Raw genomic sequence first — 16,953 nt, forward strand, 5'->3', positions numbered from 1 at the left:
CCTGACCCGCGGGCACGGCGGCGCTGAACGCAGTCGGCAACGCGCCATGGCCGAGGCCCGCACCCGGTACGGGCATGGCCACAAACAGGACGCCGCAGACGAGGACGCACACTTGGAGAAGCCCGTCCTCCGACGTCTCAGTCGCGTCTGGCGGTCCCCGGAACCGTCGAAAACGATCAGGGCTATGCGTCGCTGGCGTGATCGGCCGTCGACGGAGCGGGGAATGCGGCCAGCGCTACGTTTCCTCAAGGCACAAGAATGGGGCGCCGGCCAGGGCGTTCGCGCCACTGCTCGGCCTCGGGGTCCCATGTGAATCTGACGAGATGCCCGTTTCTGCGTACGGTCATCGCCGTCCAGTTGCCCGGGGGTGCCCAGCAGATTGTCGCTGCCGCGCCAGGGCGTCGGTCGGCGTCGCTGACTGGCGCATCGGCGCCGCACAGTGCAGGCAGTTGGGCCAGCGCTTCGGGCGCGATGTTCACTGTCATCTCGATCTGCCAGCCATCCTCCGTGCGGAGGTGGATGGCATAGACGTCGTCGGCGGGCTCGTCGAGGCTCGCCCGTGCCTGGCGCCCGATGAACCGGCGCAGGATCTCACGGGTTCCTGTGCTCATCCCCTTCGCAAGAGCGTTACCGAAGTACGTCGAGATCGCCTGCAGGAACGGTGTGGCTGCCATGGTCGCTACGACGAGGACCACGTCCGACGCCACTTCAGCAGCAGGGCTCGCAGAGCCCTGGTCGTCCGGGGCATCGGGCACATCTGGGACGTTTGGTGCGCTGCTCATGAACCCCCGCTCGATCACGTCCAGCTGTCAGTCGCGTCCAGCGTATTCACCGGCAGCTGTCGAAGTGCGTGCTTCGGCGTAGATCGCTCAATGTGCAGTATCCGCAGTGCGTGGGCAGTGAACCGCCCTTGACAATTCGCGGCCAATGCTGCCGACGCCTCACGCATCGTGAATCCACCACCACGGCTGGTCGACCGTCGCGGCTGAGTGCGATCCTGCGCAAGATCATCATCTTCCTGGTGTGCCACGGCCTTGTCCGCACCCGCTCGACGAGGGCGCTGCTTCGCCGAGGTGGTCGGCAACGCTCAACGCAGTCGGCCAATTCGCCGGCAAGAGCGGGATTCAGCCCAAGTCCGCGCTCCCCCCTGAAGCTTGTCAGTGACGTGTGCTGCAGTTCCCACGTGCGTGAGGACGGCCGCGAAGTGGTTGAGCAGCCCCGGGCCAGGGGCTGCTCAACCGCCCTCCCGCAAAGGCAGCCAGGGCGCGGCGTTGCTCTTCCTCGCGGGCGATCTGCCGGGCGAGGACGTCGGGGTCGACGTACGGGTCGACGGCGGCGAGCACCAGGCGGCGGAGTTCGGCCGGCTCCAGCGCCTCCACCTCCCACCGCACCGGGCGGCGGGGGTCGAAGCCGTAGCGGCGGGCGAAGCCGGCCACCTCGGATCACCGCGCTTGCCCTCGGTCGCGGGCAGCTCGTAGGCGCGCACCTGCTCGTATTTCAGCAGCACCCGCTCGGTGTGGCTCCAGCAGCCCGTTCGCGCCACCCAGTCGCGCTCGATGTCCTCGCCTGAGCAGTCGAAGTCGCCGACCACCAGGAGCACGGCATCGCGCGGGTCGGCGGTGACGCGGTCGTGGACGACGTCGGCGTATGACTGCGAGTCGAAGCCACGGACCACCAGGACCGGGATACCCGCGTCGGCGAGCCGGCCGGTCAGCTTTTGGCGCAGGGTGTCCTTCTCCGCCGCGACGTACAGGGCGTGCTCCTGGCCCTTGGTGCGGTCAAGGCGGAACCAGCTGGGCCTCTCCGCTACGAACGCGTCCGCGCCCGTCCAGGCGGGCGGGACGTGGACCTCGCGGACGGTGTCGATCAGGTCGGAAAACCGGCCCTCCCGGCGGGCCTTGGCCAGCTGCGCGGACAGCCGCGGTACATCAGCGCCGTGTGCGGCAGCGCGCCCTCGGAGACCAAGCGGTGTACATCACCTGGCGCAGCGTGACGCCGCCCTCGTAGCTCTCCACGATCTCCCGGGCCCGGCCCACCACGGCCGGCCACCGGATCCGCTCCGACGCCATACCGGTAGGGAGCGGACCAGGTCCACGGTGTGCTTGGCCGCGTCCTTCGGGAGCAGCCGGCCCCACTCCCAGTACCGGCGCAGCTTGACGGACAGGTCGTGCGCGTCCTCGGAGCGGCGGTCGATCTCCAGCAGTATCACCGGCACCCCGGCGTCCGGCGCCCGCACCACCAGGTCCGCACGCTGCACGTACCCGTACGCGAGCCGGTGCCCGATCTCGTTGGCGAAGCCGAGCCGGTGACCGATCCCGGCACGGTGGAGTTCGGCGGCCGACGAGGTGACCGCCGCCGCGTGGTCGTCGTAGCTGGTGCCGAGCAGCTTCCCGGTGACCGGGTCGTACTTCCTCTCGCGCAGTGCCGAGACCCGTATGCCCTTCGGCTCCAGCAACTTCTTCGCCTCGCCGTGTCCTCTCTTCGTCAGCACCCACATCTGCCGCTGGTCCTCCCGGACCGCTTCGATCCTCACCAGGTGGTGGTCCTCCAGATCCAGGAGGTTGTCCCGCACGAGCTTGTCGTGCTGGTTGCCCGGACGGGTCAGCTTCCACAGCTGGTCAGGCGTAGCCCTCTGGAAGATCCCGAGCGCTTGCAGCAGTTCCCGGCGTCGAGGCCCGGACGAAGTCCTCCTGTGCTTGGGACGCCTTGCTACATCTACATGAGGGGTTGTCGGACCTGCGGCGACCCCCTGTCCGCCGCGCCTGACCTGCGGAAACCTCCGGCCGGTGGTGACGGGGCGCGGAGGGGGTGGTGGAGGGGCCCACGGAGGGGGCCTGTTCGGTCCGGTCAAGGGGCTGCTCGGAATCGCCGGCGGTCGCCAAGGGATGCTCCCGGAGGTGGGACGGGCCTGTCCCGCCATTCACCTTGCACAGGTTCGGTTCTCGGCCTTTGTGTGACGCAGCCCTCGGAAAACCCCTCCTCCGTGACCGCATCGTGATGGTCCGGTGACAGCGAACCTGGACCATCTGCCACCGAAGTTGGACCAGCGCTCGGTCCGTGACAGCGCAGTTGGACCGGGAGCTGAGAGACCACAGCCGCGGCGTCACTGTCGGCACCTTGGGTGACCAGTGCGAGGCCACGAGGTCGACGAGGGTGCCGGGACACGTCCACGCTTGACCTCAACCATGGTTGAGGGGCGATGGTCGAGTCATGACTACTCACGACTCGACGATTCTCCTCTTCCGGAACACCATGCGTATCACTGACGGTCACCTGGAGGGCTTCCGTGACGCGATTGCCAGGGCCGTGGCGTTCGCAGAGCAGAACGGGCCGCAACTGATGGTGGAGACCTTCGTGGACGAGGAGCGGATGCTCGCCCACAGCTTCCAGCTCTATCAGGACTCCGACGCGGTCCGCACCCACTGGAAGCTGGCGGACCCATACATCCAAGAGGTGATGAAGCACTGCCAGGTGGAGCGCTTCGAGGTGTTCGGTGAACCGGACGCCGATGTGGCAGCGGGCGTGCGGTCGGCGCTCGGCGAGCAGTGTGCGCTTACGTTCAGCCCGCGCATCGCGGGCTTCGTCCGCTTCGCCGCCCCCGGGCTCCGCGCATAGCTCCCGCCTCCTCACCGCTCGGCATCAGGGGGCAGGCCAGACGCCAGCGGTCCAACTTCGATGGCAGACGATCCAGGATCACGGTCAAAGGGCAGTGATCAACCCTGTGACGGCTGCTGGTAGTTGGCGGACGACCGGAGGAATCCCGCAGGTGACGAGTGTGTGACCGGACGTAGTTGGCGAGTTTGGTCGACCATAGTTGGCGAGCCCATCGCCGTTCCCGTCACTGAGGGTCAGAGGTCGGCTGACAGTGCCCGGCTGTGGGTTGGCAACCGGAGGCAGCCTGTTGGAGGCGCGTGGCCGCCGGGCGGTCCGCAGGAGGGCCCTGGGGGTGGTGCGTCAGTCCGAGGCGCCGCTGCGCCGGGCGTAGGAACGGGCGGCGCGGGTGCGGTCGCCGCAGCGTGTGGAGCACCAGTGGCGCCGGCCGTGGGTGCGCAGGAGGAACCGGTCGCAGGGGGCTGATCCACACGCGGCGAGGATGTCGGCGTCGGGGCCGGTAAGCAGGTCGGCGGCGTCGGCGGCGAGGGTCGCCAGTGCGTGGTTGACGGCCTGGTCGGTGGGGTGGGCCTGGACGCGGCGCAGGCCCTGGGCCCCGTCCCAGGCGAGGAGAGGGGCGGTGGGCACGGCCGTGAGGGCCTCGTTCACCGCGCGCAGGGATTCCTCGGGCGGGGTGGTGGTGTCGACGCGGGCGGCGAGCAGGGCGCGGATGTGGGCGCGCAGCGTGCGCATCCGCTGTGCGCACACCTCGTACAGCTGCACGTCCGGGGTGGTCAGGCCGTGAGCGGCGAGCCAGCGCATGGCGGATTCCGGGGCGGCGAGCAGGTCGTAGCTCTGGCCGGCGGGCAGGGTGGCGGCGGTGTCGGCGAAGTCCAGGGAGCGGTACCGGTCGGCACCCGGCGCGGGGGGCAGAGCGGTCGGTGTCACGTCGATGGCCAGGGCGTCGTCCATACCTCTCATGGTAGCGCTTGCATTTTTCCGTGATGCCTGCCTAGCCTGACATCACGCTAACCGCAGGTTTTTTTCGTGAGAAACGGAGACGTGATGTCCCAGCTCAACGCCAGCCAGTTCCCGGTCCGCACGTTCGGCGGTCCGACCGCCCTGTTCGAGTACGGCGGCCTGCGCTTCCTGACCGACCCGACCTTCGACGGCCCCGGCGACTACGCCTCGCCCGGTGGCCCGACCCTGACCAAGACCGCCCCCTCCACCACTACCCCTGCCGACCTCGGCCCCATCGACGTGGTCCTGCTCTCCCACGACGAGCACGCCGACAACCTCGACACCTCCGGCCGCGCCCTGCTCGCCGACGTCCCCCTCACCCTCACCACCCCCGCCGGCGGCGAGCGCCTCGGGGCGAAGGCCAAGGGCCTGGCCGACTGGGAGTCGATCGAGCTGGAGCGTCCGGGCGGCGGCACCATCACTGTGACCGGGGTCCCCGCCATCCACGGCCCCGGCGCGCGTGAGGAGATCGAGCCCCTCGCAGGCCAGGTCGTCGGCTTCGTCCTGACGGGCGAGGGACTGCCGACGGTCTACGTCAGCGGTGACAACGCCTCGCTCGACGCGGTCAGGGAGATCGCCGACCGCTTCGCCCCAATCGACACCGCCCTCCTGTTCGCCGGCGCCCCCCGCTTCCCCATGCTCTTCGACGGCAACCTGATCGTCCTGGACAGCGCCCAGGCGGCCGAGGCCACCCGGATTCTCGACGCCCGCCGTGTCGTCCCGGTCCACCACGACAGCTGGGCCCACTTCACCGAGGGCCGCGACGAGCTGGAGGCAGCCTTCGCCGCCGCGGGCCTGACCGACCGCCTGGACCAGGACTGGGCGCAGCGCGCCTGAGCCCGGACCGCAGCTCAGGAACCGAGACCTCGTGCCAGGGTCGGGGCTCCCCACACGCCGATCCCCGACCCTGGGAGCACCCCCGCGCGGCGTCCCCTGCGCCGTGCCAGAACGACACAGAAGGACCGATCACATGTCCACCAGCACCAACGCCGACCTCGTGCACCGCTTCTACCAGGCCCTTCAGCAGGGCGACTACGACACACTCACCGGCATGTTCCACCCGGACTTCGTCTTCTACCCCCAGATCGACAGCCCCCGGTCCGGCGCCGCAGGGTTCATCGACGCGGAGAAGAAGCACGTCGACGCCTTTTCCGGCATCCGCCTGAAGGTCCTCGACACCGTCGCCGAAGCCGACAAGGTCGGCGCCTACGTCGTGGTCGAAGGAGACCAGGGCGGCGACTACTACGGCATCCCCCCACGCGGAGCGCACGTACGTTTTTCCATGTTCAACTTGTTCACGTTCAAGGACGGGAAGATCATCGAGAAGCGGGCCCACTACAACCTGGCCGACATCATGGACCAGCTCACGGCCGACTCCGCCGCCTGACGACACGGACTTCGACAGGGCCACCCTGCGCCCCCTCCACCGCCGCACACTGACGGCACCCGCCTGGAGCGAACCAAGCTGAGACCAGGGGAAAATCCCTGGTCACAAAGTGCACCGACCACATCGCTCCACGCAGCACGCGCGGAACGTACAGCGGTCACTGACCGGCTATGCACAAATCCGGATCGGGTCGATGGACGCCAGGGGTATGAAGGCCACGATCTCGATCGCCTTCGCCGTCGGCAGCGGCAGGTCCCGGAGCTCCTGATCGGTGACAGGGATGACGTGGTCGCGGGAGACCTCGTAGCCCTTGCCGATCTCGGAGGAGACACCTTGCGGTTCTCCAGCTCGCACACCTTGCGGGTCCGCACGCGGGCCATGTCGGCAAGGTGCACGCGGTGGAAGCGGATCGAGTGGTCCTCGGTGGCACCGACCACGTGGATCGGCACGCTCCAGGCCGAAACGAGATGGCGCCGGACCAGACCCTGCGGGGCATGACGTACCTCCGTGACAGCCCCAAGCATCTCCAGCCTACGGACAGCGCCAGGATGCGCACCACGCTTCTTGACTTCGGCGTCGCCTGCGTCTGGAACGACGTTGCCTGTGCAAGCAATCCGCCGGAGGAAGGTCCCGCCGTCGCCGGTGGCGCGGCTGCGCCGCTTCCCGGCCGCGGGCGCGGCCTTTGGGCCTCCGTAAGGGGCGAGAGCTGGCTTCGGCAGCTTCTGGCCTGACGGACCGGGAGTTCCGCGTCCTCGTCTGGTGCTGGTTCGCCACGGAGACGAGCGAAGAGGCCATCATGCGTACGGGGGCTGATATCGCGACAGAACTAGGTATGAGCCCGGATGCTCTGTCGAGAGTGGTGAAGGTCCTCAAGCAAGCTCGGCTGCTGGTCGAGGCGGGCGGTCTCGGGCGGACCACCGTCTACCGGTGCACGCCCTACATCGCCTTCATCGGTACCGGCTTCGCCCACCGTGAAGCCGTGAAGGACTGGAACCCACCAGAGACCAGGGTGCGCGAGCCCCGTGACCGCCGGCGACGAAAGAAGGGCGAGGCCTGATGAGGATCCACGACGCAGAAGACGTGCAGTACCTGCTCAGGAATCTCCCGCACCCGTAAGGAACTGCTCGAGGCTGGTTGGCTGGAGTGCCGTTCGTAGACCGTCCTCCACGGCCCGAACCGTTCCGGAAGATCACGCCACTGCACCCCGGTCCGAACCCTGTGCAGAATCCCGTCGATCACCTGCCGGTGATCCCGCCACCGGCCACAACGCCCGTTACTGACCGGCAGGAACGGCCGCAGCCGCTCCCACTCGGCATCACTCAAGTCACCCCGCCCCATGTCCAGAGCAACGACCCGGACGTGAAGCGGTCCCATGATCGACCGGACAAGTCCTAACCGGCCGGCTGCAGTTCCCAGTAGTGGGGCTCGATGGGGGCCTGCCGCACCACGAGCCGGGCGGTGACACCGGGATCGTCCACCAGCTTCCCGTACGAGCCGGACCGGTCGGCAGGCGTGTGCTCGATGTCGGCCCACACCACGCTGCCAGGTCCGGCGGAGCCGTAGGAGACGGTCCACTCGGCGTACTTGTCGTTGCAGTTGTTGACCGACACGGTGTGCTGCGATGTCACCATCAGACAGGTGCGAGGGTCCGAGCCCGGTGTGGAGACTTCCATGGTTCCGTTGGGGCGTTGCCGTACCTGCCAGTTCGCCGAGGTCGACGCGCCGTCCGTGCAGGCGCCAAGGGACACCACGCCGATGTTCGCGTGCGTCTTGGGCCACACCAGGCACTTGCCGTCCTGGAGAGCCGCGAAGCGGTAGACGCCGTCGACGAGCGGGGCGGCGTGGGCGGGTTGCGCGAGTGCCGCGGCGGCCGCGACGGCGGCGGCCAGTACGGACAGGAAGCGTGAACGCATGGCGGGGACTCCTCGAACAGCCGTGGTCGAGAACCGATCGCACGGCACAGGCGTGGTCGGTGCACAATCCGCCGGAGACGACGGCGACTCCTATCCTGGAGGGCCGGTCCGCCCGGCAGCGGCCTGTGACGGTCGCCGTCACTCGCCTGGTTGAGCCGCGTCACCCGATGGTGGGTGTCAGGGCGTGGCCTCGCTGATCAGCTCGGGCTCGGGCTCGCGTACAGGCTCAGGCGCGGGCCGGCGCCTGCTCGGCCGGGGTCTTGCCGGCCGTGGCATCCTCCGTGCCGGTGTGCGCGGCGGGGATCAGCAGGGCACCGGCTGCGGAGGCCACGGCCACTCCGCAGCCGGTCAGCAGCCTGGTGCGGAAGCCGTCCTCGATCTCGAGGCTCGTGGTTGTCCACGAGAAATGGCAGCAGCAGTGTGGCGGCCTGCCCTCGTGAGGGCGGGGGGCGTGGCGCTGACATGTGGGGATCGGTCGGTCCCGTCAGCGAGCCGGTGGTGTGAGGGCAGTGCGGTCGAACGGGCCACCATGGGAGGCGGCGTACGCGACGGCGTCGTTGACGGCGTCGAGGCCGAACGGCCGGACCCGTTCGGCGGCGAGGTCCAGGGTGCCCGAGGCGAGGAGCCGGATGATGCCGACGTTCGCTGTACGCGGGTACATCCACTGGCCGCGCACGGTGATCGAGTTGCGCATGATCCATGGGTACGGGAGGGCGAGGTCGTCGCCACCGAGCATGCCGACGCCGCCCATGAGAACGACGCGGCCGTATTCACGCACGGTCATGGCTGCCGTGCGCGCTGCCGAGCTGGGTGCGCTCGGCGGTAGCAGGTCGATCACCATGTCGATCGGGCCGTCGGCCGCCGCGGACATCGCCGCGCGGTCGCCGGCCTCGTCCCCGGTGAGCGGCACCGGACGCAGACGCGGACCGAACCGGTCGGCGAGCAGGTCGAGCGTGGCCCGGTTGCGGCCCGGGGCGACCACGCGGCCCGCCCCCATGGCGAGCGCGACCGCGACCGCACTGCTGCCGAGGTTGCCGGTGGCCCCGCTGACGAGCAGCGTCTCACCGGCTGCGAGCCCGCCGGCCAGCAGTCCGCCGTAAGGAATGACGTGCACGGCGAGAGCGGCCCAGCGGGCAGGGTCGTCCCCCGCCGCTGCGGGAAGCGGAAAGACGTTCTCCGTCGGAACCCGCATGAGCTCGGCGAACGACCCGTCGTGCAGGTGTCGGGCGAGGCGCGCGCCGCCCTCGCCGCGGGAGCTCCAGCCCTGAAGCGTGATGTCGGGCGTCAGGGCGTCGTCCCGCGAGCGCACCGTCGAGTCGCACCACACCAGGTCGCCGGGGCGCAGCCGGGTGGCGTCCGGGCCCACGTGGACGACCCGTCCCACGCCGCCGATCCCGGGCACGACGGGAGGGACCAGGGGGTAGTTCCGCTCGCCGCTGAAGACCTCAGCCGCGTACGGGGCCACACAGGCGGCAAGGACCTGGACCACCACCTCACCGCCGCCGGCCTCGGGATCGGGAACCTCCCGCACCGTGAGCGGGGCACCGAACTGCGTCAGAACTGCTGCTCGCACCTGATGACCTCCGTGTTCGTCCTTGTTCGTCGGGATCGACACTAGGAACCCCGGCGGCATGCGGGAAGCGACGATCAGGCATCTGTGGTATGCGTGCACCGCATGGACATCTCCAGCACAGCCCTGCGGGTCCTGCGGCAGATCGCCGAGTCCGGCAGCTTCACCGCAGCAGCCACCCGGCTCGGTTACACCCAGTCGGCGGTCTCGCGCCAGGCCGCCTCCCTCGAACGAAGCGCGGGCACCGCCCTGTTCGAACGCCGCCCCGACGGGGTACGGCTCACCCCGGCGGGACTGGCTCTGCTGCGTCACGCCCGCACGATCCTGGACTGCCTGACCGCGGCCGAACGCGACCTCACCGGGACCGTCCCGCGTACCGAACTGGTGCGGCTCGGGCTGTTCCTGAGCGCGGGCGCGGCCATCCTGCCCCTCGCACTCACCCGCCTCGCGGCGACCGACCCGCAGATCACGGTCACGACGACCGAGGGCACCACGCCCTCCCTGGTCCGGGCACTGCGCGCGGGCTCGATCGACCTCGCCGTACTGACGTCCCGCCCGCCCCACCGGCCTTTGGACGGTGAGTCGCCGCGCCTGCACGTCGAGACCGTTGCGGACACCGAACTGGTCGTGGCGGTGCCTTCGACCGGAGCGTTCGCCGGCCGCACCGCGGTGCACGTCGACGAACTGGTCGACGCCCCGTGGATTGCCGCCCCGGCGTCGAACGCCGAGCCACTGCTCGGCGTCTGGCCTGGCCTGCCCGGACGGCCGGACATCGTCCACTGCGCGCGCGACTGGCTGACGAAGCTTCAGCTGGTCGCCGGTGGCTTCGGGGTGACAACGGTGCCCTGGCGGCTCTCGCCGGTGCTGCCGCCCGGGGTGAGCCTGCTGCACGTCGAAGGCGCACCCCCCGAGATCCGCCGGGTTCTCGTGGCGCGGCTCCCTGGCCGCCCCACCCCGGCGGTCACCGCCGTCACCCGAGCGATTGCCTCGACCACGTGATACGTGCCGTCGGCCGTCAGAGCCGGTGCCGTAGACGTAGGTCAGAGCGTCACTGTCGAGGTGAGATGCGACGCGCCCTGGACGGAGGGCGAGGAGCGGTACCACCCGGCAGAGATCGTTCTGCAGAGCGACTTCGTCAACGGGCGGGTCCGCCTGGTCGTGTCCCCCGCGGATCTGGACGAGTGGGAGCGCTGCCTCGACGCCCTGGAGGCTGAGGAGGGAGCCGTGTGGCCGGCCGGTGACCGCAGCGCCTGGATGGACATCGTTCCCGACGACCCGTTCGAGGTGACTGTCCACGATTCACCGTCCACACAGATCGCATCGGTGGCGCCGGCGCGCGACACCACGTCGCCCGCGTCTCCTGCCGGTCCCGCACGAGCTGGGAGTCGTTCACGCCGCCTACCTTTTATATGACTTAGGTCCTTCGTTCGGGCGAGTGAGAGTGTCACTGACAGCTACCAGGGCATGCCATTTGCGTGCGCTAGGTGACGACCGTTCCCTTGATCCGTTCAGTCGGCTCCCTTCCTCCTTCTGCTCCCCGGCCCGCTCAACGCGGCCTGGTCCGGCATGCCTGCAGACAAGAGTGGCTTTCCGCCAGGTCTGTTGACCCGTCGCGAGCCTCGCCGGCTATCGGAAGCGAGGTGACGGATCAGAGCTCCATCAGGTCGTCACTGCCCCAGCTGCACTCATCGAGAACCCGACAGCACAAGGAGATCTGTCATGACCGAGGCTCACGCCACCGAGGCCCCCGAAGCACCAGCCCCGCAGGACCCCTCCCTCCACATCCCCACCGACCGCAACGTGTGGATCGACCACCTGGCCAGCTCGCTGCATCTCAACAGTGAGGGCTTCCACGGCGCGGAGAACGGCCACACCCATCTCTTCCACGACCGGGACAACGCGAACACGCTCGGCGAGCAGTGGCGCTTCAAGGCCCACTGGGACGGTACGTACACCATCACCAACGCCGACTCCGGCCGCGAACTGACCACCGGCGCCTCCGGCCTGAGCTACAAGAAGGTCGTTCTCTCCGGCTCCCTCTTCCCCACCGGCCAGAAGTGGCGTGTCCAGCCATCGGGCCTGTACGGCAGCTTCAGCCTGCACCCGGCCGAAGACCTCACCGTCGCCGTCTCCCCGCTCAACAACACCGACCTGCACCTGTACCTGCTGCCTTTCCAGCAGTACCTGACGCAGTACTTCAAGGTGGTGGAACGGAACACCTGACTCGGCCCTGAACGGCCGACCGCACCGGACCCGCACCGGTGTGGCCGGCCCCAGCCAGTCCCCCCCCCGAGGTGCGGGCGACTGCCCTGCGGTGCGGAGCAGGGCGACGGCCGCCGCTGACAACCCACGGGCGGTCCCGGTGAACCCCACTGGCACCGCCGCCACCGCACCATGCGGCACGCTTTCTATGGCAGCGGACGGCGTGCCGCACGGCCGCGTAATGGTTTCCTTCCTCAGCGACTCCGCATAGCGGGCCTCAAGGACGACATGGCAGATCCCTCAGGACCTAGTGGTGAACCGAGGGCCCCGTGCGGGTTTCAGGGGATGATCACGCAGTGGTTCTCGATGACCCGGCCACCGCGGTCGAGGCCGCCGCAGACGGCCAGCCTCGGATGGGCCCGGATCTCCAGGTTGACGACGAACCGCGCACGCGAGACGTTCGCTCTGACAGGTGAACCCGACCTCAACCCGGTCGACGGGGTATGGGCGCACGTCAAACGAGCCTGGCCAACCTCGCCGTCGTAGCCCTCGACCGCCTGGAAACGCTTGTCCGTAATCGACTCAAACGCCTCCAGTACCGGACAGACACCCTCGACGGCTTCATCGCCGGAACCGGCCTCGCCCTGGACATCCCTACATCGCCCTGACCAGCTGAAATCAGACAATGCTGTGCAGTCCGCCGGCTGGCAGGAGACGCTGATGCAGTGAATCAGGTTCAGGAGATCGTGGGGCTGGTCGGCGGTGTGCTGGGCCAAGATGTCATCGGCACCTACCTCCACGGCTCCTCCGTGCTCGGCGGCCTCAGGCCAGCCAGCGATGTGGACGTGCTGGTCGTCTCCCGGCGGCGAATGGACGAGCAGGATCGACGGGCACTCCTCGGTGGGCTGCTCCGGATCTCCGGCGACCGAAACAAGGTACGCCCGGTCGAGGTCACCGTGGTCGTCCAGTCCGAGGTGCGGCCGTGGCGGTATCCGCCGACCGGTGACTTCCTCTACGGCGAGTGGCTGCGTGCCGAGTACGAGGCTGGTCAGGTCCCCCGGCCGGAGCCGATGCCCGATCTGGCCCTGCTGATCACCATGGCGCTGACCGGCGACCATCCCCTCACCGGCCCGCGCCCGGCGCAGGTCCTCGACCCGGTCCCGCAGGCCGACCTCGTCCGGGCGAGCGTGGCAGGTATCCCCGGCCTGCTCGACGACCTGGACAGTGACACCCGCAACGTGCTGCTGACCTTCGCCCGCATCTGGTCCACGCTCGCCACTGGCCAGATCAAGTCGAAGGACGCCGCCGCCGACTGGGCCCTCGCCCAGCTCCCGCCCGAGCACCGCGCCGCCCTCGAGCATGCCAGGCAGCTCTATCTCAACTGCCCCTACTCCGAGGAGAGCTGGAGCGATGCATTGCAGGCGCAGGTGCGTCCGCATGTTGACCGCGTGCTCGCTGAGATCGACCGGCTGCGCACCCGAACCCCGCGGATGTGAGGGCCGCCATCTCAAGTCCCGGGTGTCACATCTGACGGTGGTCCACCTGTGGGTGGACTGGTTCGAGGACCGCACCACGTCGGCGACGGCTTTCGCTGAGGTCCTCGGCAACGACATCGACCGCGTGGTCGCCGAGCGATCGGAATGCCTGTTGCGCCGGGCCCGTCGGGTTCTGGGTGGCTCGGGCCCGGTGCCGTGGCCGGTGAAGGAACGCACGTACCGCGCCGCTGTACAGCTTCCCGCCCTGCACCCCGCGCTGTTCCGTGCTCTGCGGGCGAGCTTCCACGACGTCTGCGGCGACCTGGAACCGGCAGCCGCGCTCGCTCTCCTCGACCGCCTGGATCTCCCCGCCGACACCCCACACCGTACTGAAATGCGCCACGTTCTCGCCGCGGAACACCACAACCACTACCGCAGCCCCGGCGCCTGGGACGAGGCGGTTCACTCTTGCTCCTGAACCGGGGCTGGCGCTCAGCCGAACATGCCGGCATAGGGGTCTGGTTCGCCGGTCATCGGGTCCAGGCCCGCGTGGAACCGGCGTTCCTGTTCCTCGTGGTGGACGAAGGTGCCTACTCGACCCCACAACCCGAGGTCGCTGAGGGGGCATTCGTCGAAGTCAGCGGTCATGAGGCGTCTGAGGAATGCGGCCATGCCGCAGTCGAACAGGGCCCAGTGGGGACTGTCGTGCCGCCTCCAGACGACCACGGGCCACTGGTCGGGGTCCGGTCCGGTCATCAGCCAGCCCAGCTCGTTCGCGTTGCATCCGCTGCCCCAGGGCAGGACCCGGTCAGCACCCAGCTGGATCCCGGGTACTCCGCCCTCCATGGCCCACAGTTCCCGGAACCCCGCAATGTCACCGGCGATCGAGGCCTGCCAGCCTACGCAGCGGGGACGCCGAGCATGTCCCGTATCCCTTCCACCCGGAGCCCGGAGGGCTGGTCTCATGGGGGTACGACCAGAGCGGGGACGAGCACTTCTTCTGGCCCTGCGACACGGACCCGGACCGGTGGAAGGTCGTCACGATGGCTCATGGAGAGGGCTGCGTGACCTTCGACGGCCCCTTCTCGGCCTTCGTCCTCGGGTTCGTGCGGCAACTGCTCGACGTGGACCGGTACCACGGCATCGACCCCTATGCCCTGGAGTACCTGGAGCCGGAGGACCTCGAAGAACTGGCCGCCGCCGGAGAGATCGGCCCCGTCCAGCCGGGCTTCGAGCCAGCCTGACAGACCAAACACTGGGAGCTCAATGCACCGGCGGGCGGTGGCCGGGCAGGCTGCGCTCGGGCGCGGTCGGCCGGCGCAGCGGTGGAGTGGGTGGCAGGAGAGCGGCGTGTTCGGCTGGGGTCCTCGCACGGACCGACGCCTGACAGCTTTCAGCCGTCGAAGCTGATCCACTTGACGTCGGATTCCGGGAGGGCCTGCAGAGCGCTGCGGTGTGTGGCGCCGGCCCACAGGTCGAACGTGCCGTCGTCCAGGGCGTCGCTGACGTGCAGGACGAGTCCTGGTGCGACGTAGAAGCGAGTGCGGGCCTGGGGCCGGAAGGGCCGCAGGGGGACGTGCTGCAGGGACACGGTGAGCTGGGCTAATTGTCGGTCGCTGAGGTGGTGGGCGAGGCCGACGTAGTCGGCGCTCATGGCGGCTTCGAAGAGGGAGAACTGGAGGAGGAAGCCGCTGAGCGGCTCCTGCTCAGCGATAGGCGTCTCGTCGAACACGCAGAACCAGACGTCTGGATCGTCTTCCGGCTCGTTCAGGGTCCAGGGCAGGCCCCAGTAGAAGGATCCCTGGTTCTCGGCGCCGAATACCAGCAGCTCTCCGAGGGGGTCGGTGAGGACTTCATGCCAGGGCAGGATGTGGTTGTGGTGTCCGAGCACGCCCGGCCGTTGTTCGCCCAGCCGGTACAGCTGCTGCAGACGGCCGGGCAGCGACAGCGACCCGGTCGGCACGGGTGACGGGCTCGGTGGCTGGTCGGCGGCCGGGTACCAGCAGGTGACGAACTGCTCGAGCACTGCGGCCCGGTCCCCGCCGACGTGCTCCAGCCACCCGAGGCCCTGCAGGTTTGGTGCGGGCGCGGTGGGGCGAACCGTCGCCAGGATGGGCCAGCTCAGTCGGGTGTCGAGCCGCAGCCCACAGCTCATGAGTGCGGGCTCGCCGCCGTCCGGCGGTTGCGTGATGTGCGCGTGCGTGCGTCGGCCCGTACCCAGATACAGCAGCCCCTCATCGAGGCGGACGGCCAGATGGAGCGGCAGCGACGACTCGTCGGCGCCCCACGCCTCCAGGCCGCCCAGCAGCCGCTTGGTCACCGGCGCGGGCGCCTCACCGACCAGACGGACTTCCTCGGCGCTCCACAGGCCGCTGTCCCCCTGCACGTCACCCGCCGCCGTGATGACCACGCTCCCAGACGGGCCCAGCAGCACGGTCGCACCGCCGACGGTGAAGCGCTGAGTGCCGGCCGGGCCTCCGCGAGTGCCTCGATCTCTGCTTCTTCCACGAGCGCCCACAGTGCGGTTGCTGCAACGCCGTCAGTCATGGGCGGCATTCTCTCCGCTGCGGCATCGGTGGCCGGGTGTCGGCCAGCGTTCTATCCCGTGGGAGTCTTCGGGGCCTGGCTCGCATACTGGCCCGATGAGTCCGCTCTCCACGCGCCATCGGTTCCGGGACCCGCGCAGCACGAAGTACGACTTCCTCGTCTCGGTTCTCGTGCGCTGTCCCAGCTGCGCGAAGGCCGCGCACGTCGTGACTGCCCCGGCACCGGAAGCAGGGCACGACCGTGACCTCTTCGCTCCAAGGCGCCTTGTCTGCCGCAGCTGCGGGACGGCGAAGCAATGGAACGGCCGGGGTGTGGCCCTCCATCGTGACCGGCACGCGCCGGCCACCGACCCGTACTTCGGCATCCCCTTGTGGCTGCAGACCCAGACCCGGCACGGATGGGTGTGGGCCTACAACCTGGAACACTTGGACCTGATCAGACGCTTTGTGCAGGCGTCGCTACGTGAGGGGATTCCCTGGCACGACCACGGCCGGAAGATGACCGTGCTGGCCCGTCTGCCCGCATGGATGCAGCACGCCAAGAACCGCAACGAGGTACTACGGGCCATCGATCGCATCCACGCCTCGCTGCTTCACACCTAAGCGCAGTGTGCGGTGTGCCGGGCCGTGTACGCGCGCAGCGCGCTCAAGTCGGCTACCTGTTTACGGTGTTCAGGCAGGCGGCCGGTTTCGCGGGTCGGCTCTGCGCTGTCCCCGTACTCGTGGAGGGTCCGGTGAGTGATGTCCGTAGTGTGTGGTGGGATGACGGACTCTGTTGTGGATCTGCTGGGAGGCCAACGTGACGTCTCAGCTGAGATCACCCCACCCTTGCCCGACCAACGCACCAGCCGCACCACCGGTTATGGGACAACCTTTAGCTTAATCTTCAACGTCTGGGCCGTTGGTCAGCTGCTGGACCGGGTCGAGGTGCCCTCAAGCTGCCTGGGACCATTTCGGCATGCGCCTGGTAGCTGACGGAACCACACCGACCTCGCGGTTGGTGCTGGTGAAGAACTTCGAGACCGACGACGGCTATGCCTTCGAGTCGTCGTGCGGGCAAGTGGAGAGCGGCTGTCGCCGGCGGGCGACTGGTCCACTCGTTGCGGGCCTGGATCTCTACGCCGCCGGTAGAAGCTGTTCCTTGAACGGTGCCTCGTACTTGGTCACTCGGTTCGGTATCCGCCATGTCGTCCCCTTTACCGCCGGCAGCCGGAACTCCCCCACCCGCCCGGCCTGGGGCCATCCGCCT

General features: G+C 68.9%; 19 protein-coding genes and 3 pseudogenes. 12 read left to right on the forward strand and 10 right to left on the reverse strand.

Going from position 1 to position 16,953, the window contains the following annotated elements:
- Positions 1 to 245: 245 nt before the first annotated feature.
- The 3 genes from IEZ05_RS26760 to IEZ05_RS26770 all read right to left on the reverse strand — a co-directional run bounded on the left by IEZ05_RS26760 (position 246) and on the right by IEZ05_RS26770 (position 2,572).
- Complete coding sequence (locus IEZ05_RS26760) at positions 246 to 782, reverse strand: hypothetical protein (protein WP_189232821.1); 537 nt, start codon at positions 780 to 782, stop codon at positions 246 to 248.
- Positions 783 to 1,234: 452 nt separating this feature from the next.
- Positions 1,235 to 1,675, reverse strand: coding sequence for a hypothetical protein (locus IEZ05_RS26765; RefSeq protein ID WP_189232822.1), 441 nt, complete (start codon positions 1,673 to 1,675; stop codon positions 1,235 to 1,237).
- A gap of 300 nt (positions 1,676 to 1,975) precedes the next feature.
- Entirely contained in the window at positions 1,976 to 2,572 is a 597-nt protein-coding gene (locus tag IEZ05_RS26770; RefSeq protein ID WP_229869873.1) for a hypothetical protein, read from the reverse strand.
- 638 nt (positions 2,573 to 3,210) lie between these two features.
- Between IEZ05_RS26770 and IEZ05_RS26775 the strand changes: the two genes are divergently transcribed.
- Complete coding sequence (locus IEZ05_RS26775; protein ID WP_189232823.1) at positions 3,211 to 3,615, forward strand: hypothetical protein; 405 nt, start codon at positions 3,211 to 3,213, stop codon at positions 3,613 to 3,615.
- A gap of 339 nt (positions 3,616 to 3,954) precedes the next feature.
- On the opposite strand, the gene IEZ05_RS26780 is transcribed toward IEZ05_RS26775, so the two are convergent.
- Entirely contained in the window at positions 3,955 to 4,572 is a 618-nt protein-coding gene (locus IEZ05_RS26780) for a CGNR zinc finger domain-containing protein (protein ID WP_373298855.1), read from the reverse strand.
- 84 nt (positions 4,573 to 4,656) lie between these two features.
- Between IEZ05_RS26780 and IEZ05_RS26785 the strand changes: the two genes are divergently transcribed.
- Positions 4,657 to 5,448: an MBL fold metallo-hydrolase gene (locus IEZ05_RS26785; protein ID WP_189232825.1), complete on the forward strand. Its 792-nt coding sequence runs from the start codon at positions 4,657 to 4,659 to the stop codon at positions 5,446 to 5,448.
- Between the two features lie 133 nt (positions 5,449 to 5,581).
- Positions 5,582 to 5,998 (forward strand): ester cyclase, encoded by a 417-nt coding sequence (locus IEZ05_RS26790; protein WP_189232826.1) that lies wholly within the window; start codon positions 5,582 to 5,584, stop codon positions 5,996 to 5,998.
- Positions 5,999 to 6,175: 177 nt separating this feature from the next.
- On the opposite strand, the pseudogene IEZ05_RS36510 reads toward IEZ05_RS26790, so the two are convergent.
- Positions 6,176 to 6,494 (reverse strand): annotated as a pseudogene (locus tag IEZ05_RS36510) (Ku protein); the annotation flags it as partial.
- 336 nt (positions 6,495 to 6,830) lie between these two features.
- On the opposite strand from IEZ05_RS36510, the gene IEZ05_RS37120 reads away from it, so the two are divergent.
- Positions 6,831 to 7,055 carry a hypothetical protein gene (locus IEZ05_RS37120; RefSeq protein WP_373298859.1) on the forward strand — a complete coding sequence of 75 codons (225 nt, stop codon included), beginning with the start codon at positions 6,831 to 6,833 and terminating at the stop codon, positions 7,053 to 7,055.
- Positions 7,056 to 7,150: 95 nt separating this feature from the next.
- Here the strand turns inward: IEZ05_RS37120 and IEZ05_RS36515 are convergent.
- From IEZ05_RS36515 to IEZ05_RS26805, 3 genes and pseudogenes are all read right to left on the reverse strand, one after another.
- Positions 7,151 to 7,372 (reverse strand): annotated as a pseudogene (locus IEZ05_RS36515) (transposase); the annotation flags it as partial.
- Between the two features lie 17 nt (positions 7,373 to 7,389).
- Positions 7,390 to 7,911 (reverse strand): hypothetical protein, encoded by a 522-nt coding sequence (locus IEZ05_RS26800; RefSeq protein ID WP_189232827.1) that lies wholly within the window; start codon positions 7,909 to 7,911, stop codon positions 7,390 to 7,392.
- A 484-nt stretch (positions 7,912 to 8,395) separates the two neighbouring features.
- Positions 8,396 to 9,484 (reverse strand): alcohol dehydrogenase catalytic domain-containing protein, encoded by a 1,089-nt coding sequence (locus IEZ05_RS26805; RefSeq protein ID WP_189232828.1) that lies wholly within the window; start codon positions 9,482 to 9,484, stop codon positions 8,396 to 8,398.
- 102 nt (positions 9,485 to 9,586) lie between these two features.
- Here IEZ05_RS26805 and IEZ05_RS26810 point away from each other — a divergent pair, with 102 nt between their 5' ends.
- The 6 genes and pseudogenes from IEZ05_RS26810 to IEZ05_RS26830 all read left to right on the forward strand — a co-directional run bounded on the left by IEZ05_RS26810 (position 9,587) and on the right by IEZ05_RS26830 (position 13,636).
- Positions 9,587 to 10,480, forward strand: coding sequence for a LysR family transcriptional regulator (locus IEZ05_RS26810; protein ID WP_189232829.1), 894 nt, complete (start codon positions 9,587 to 9,589; stop codon positions 10,478 to 10,480).
- A 3-nt stretch (positions 10,481 to 10,483) separates the two neighbouring features.
- Positions 10,484 to 10,894 carry a DUF5959 family protein gene (locus tag IEZ05_RS36520; protein ID WP_268255236.1) on the forward strand — a complete coding sequence of 137 codons (411 nt, stop codon included), beginning with the start codon at positions 10,484 to 10,486 and terminating at the stop codon, positions 10,892 to 10,894.
- 306 nt (positions 10,895 to 11,200) lie between these two features.
- Positions 11,201 to 11,704, forward strand: coding sequence for an RICIN domain-containing protein (locus IEZ05_RS26815; RefSeq protein WP_189232830.1), 504 nt, complete (start codon positions 11,201 to 11,203; stop codon positions 11,702 to 11,704).
- 456 nt (positions 11,705 to 12,160) lie between these two features.
- A pseudogene (locus tag IEZ05_RS36975) lies at positions 12,161 to 12,351 on the forward strand (IS630 family transposase); the annotation flags it as partial.
- A 57-nt stretch (positions 12,352 to 12,408) separates the two neighbouring features.
- Complete coding sequence (locus IEZ05_RS26825; RefSeq protein ID WP_189232831.1) at positions 12,409 to 13,179, forward strand: aminoglycoside adenylyltransferase family protein; 771 nt, start codon at positions 12,409 to 12,411, stop codon at positions 13,177 to 13,179.
- A 52-nt stretch (positions 13,180 to 13,231) separates the two neighbouring features.
- A complete protein-coding gene (locus IEZ05_RS26830; RefSeq protein ID WP_229869875.1) occupies positions 13,232 to 13,636 on the forward strand; it encodes a hypothetical protein in 405 nt (134 codons plus the stop codon).
- A 14-nt stretch (positions 13,637 to 13,650) separates the two neighbouring features.
- Here IEZ05_RS26830 and IEZ05_RS26835 read toward each other — a convergent pair whose 3' ends face one another.
- The gene (locus tag IEZ05_RS26835) at positions 13,651 to 14,004 is read right to left on the reverse strand and encodes a hypothetical protein (protein WP_189232832.1); all 354 of its coding nucleotides are present in this window, start codon (positions 14,002 to 14,004) and stop codon (positions 13,651 to 13,653) included.
- 197 nt (positions 14,005 to 14,201) lie between these two features.
- Here IEZ05_RS26835 and IEZ05_RS26840 point away from each other — a divergent pair, with 197 nt between their 5' ends.
- Positions 14,202 to 14,402 carry a hypothetical protein gene (locus tag IEZ05_RS26840; RefSeq protein ID WP_189232833.1) on the forward strand — a complete coding sequence of 67 codons (201 nt, stop codon included), beginning with the start codon at positions 14,202 to 14,204 and terminating at the stop codon, positions 14,400 to 14,402.
- Positions 14,403 to 14,551: 149 nt separating this feature from the next.
- On the opposite strand, the gene IEZ05_RS26845 is transcribed toward IEZ05_RS26840, so the two are convergent.
- On the reverse strand, positions 14,552 to 15,592 hold the full coding sequence (locus tag IEZ05_RS26845) for a hypothetical protein (RefSeq protein ID WP_189232834.1): 1,041 nt from the start codon (positions 15,590 to 15,592) through the stop codon (positions 14,552 to 14,554).
- Between the two features lie 208 nt (positions 15,593 to 15,800).
- Here IEZ05_RS26845 and IEZ05_RS26850 point away from each other — a divergent pair, with 208 nt between their 5' ends.
- Entirely contained in the window at positions 15,801 to 16,307 is a 507-nt protein-coding gene (locus tag IEZ05_RS26850) for a hypothetical protein (protein WP_189232835.1), read from the forward strand.
- The last annotated feature ends 646 nt before the right edge of the window (positions 16,308 to 16,953 follow it).

Source organism: Streptomyces flaveolus (genome assembly GCF_014648815.1).
GTDB classification, from domain to species: Bacteria; Actinomycetota; Actinomycetes; order Streptomycetales; family Streptomycetaceae; genus Streptomyces; species Streptomyces flaveolus.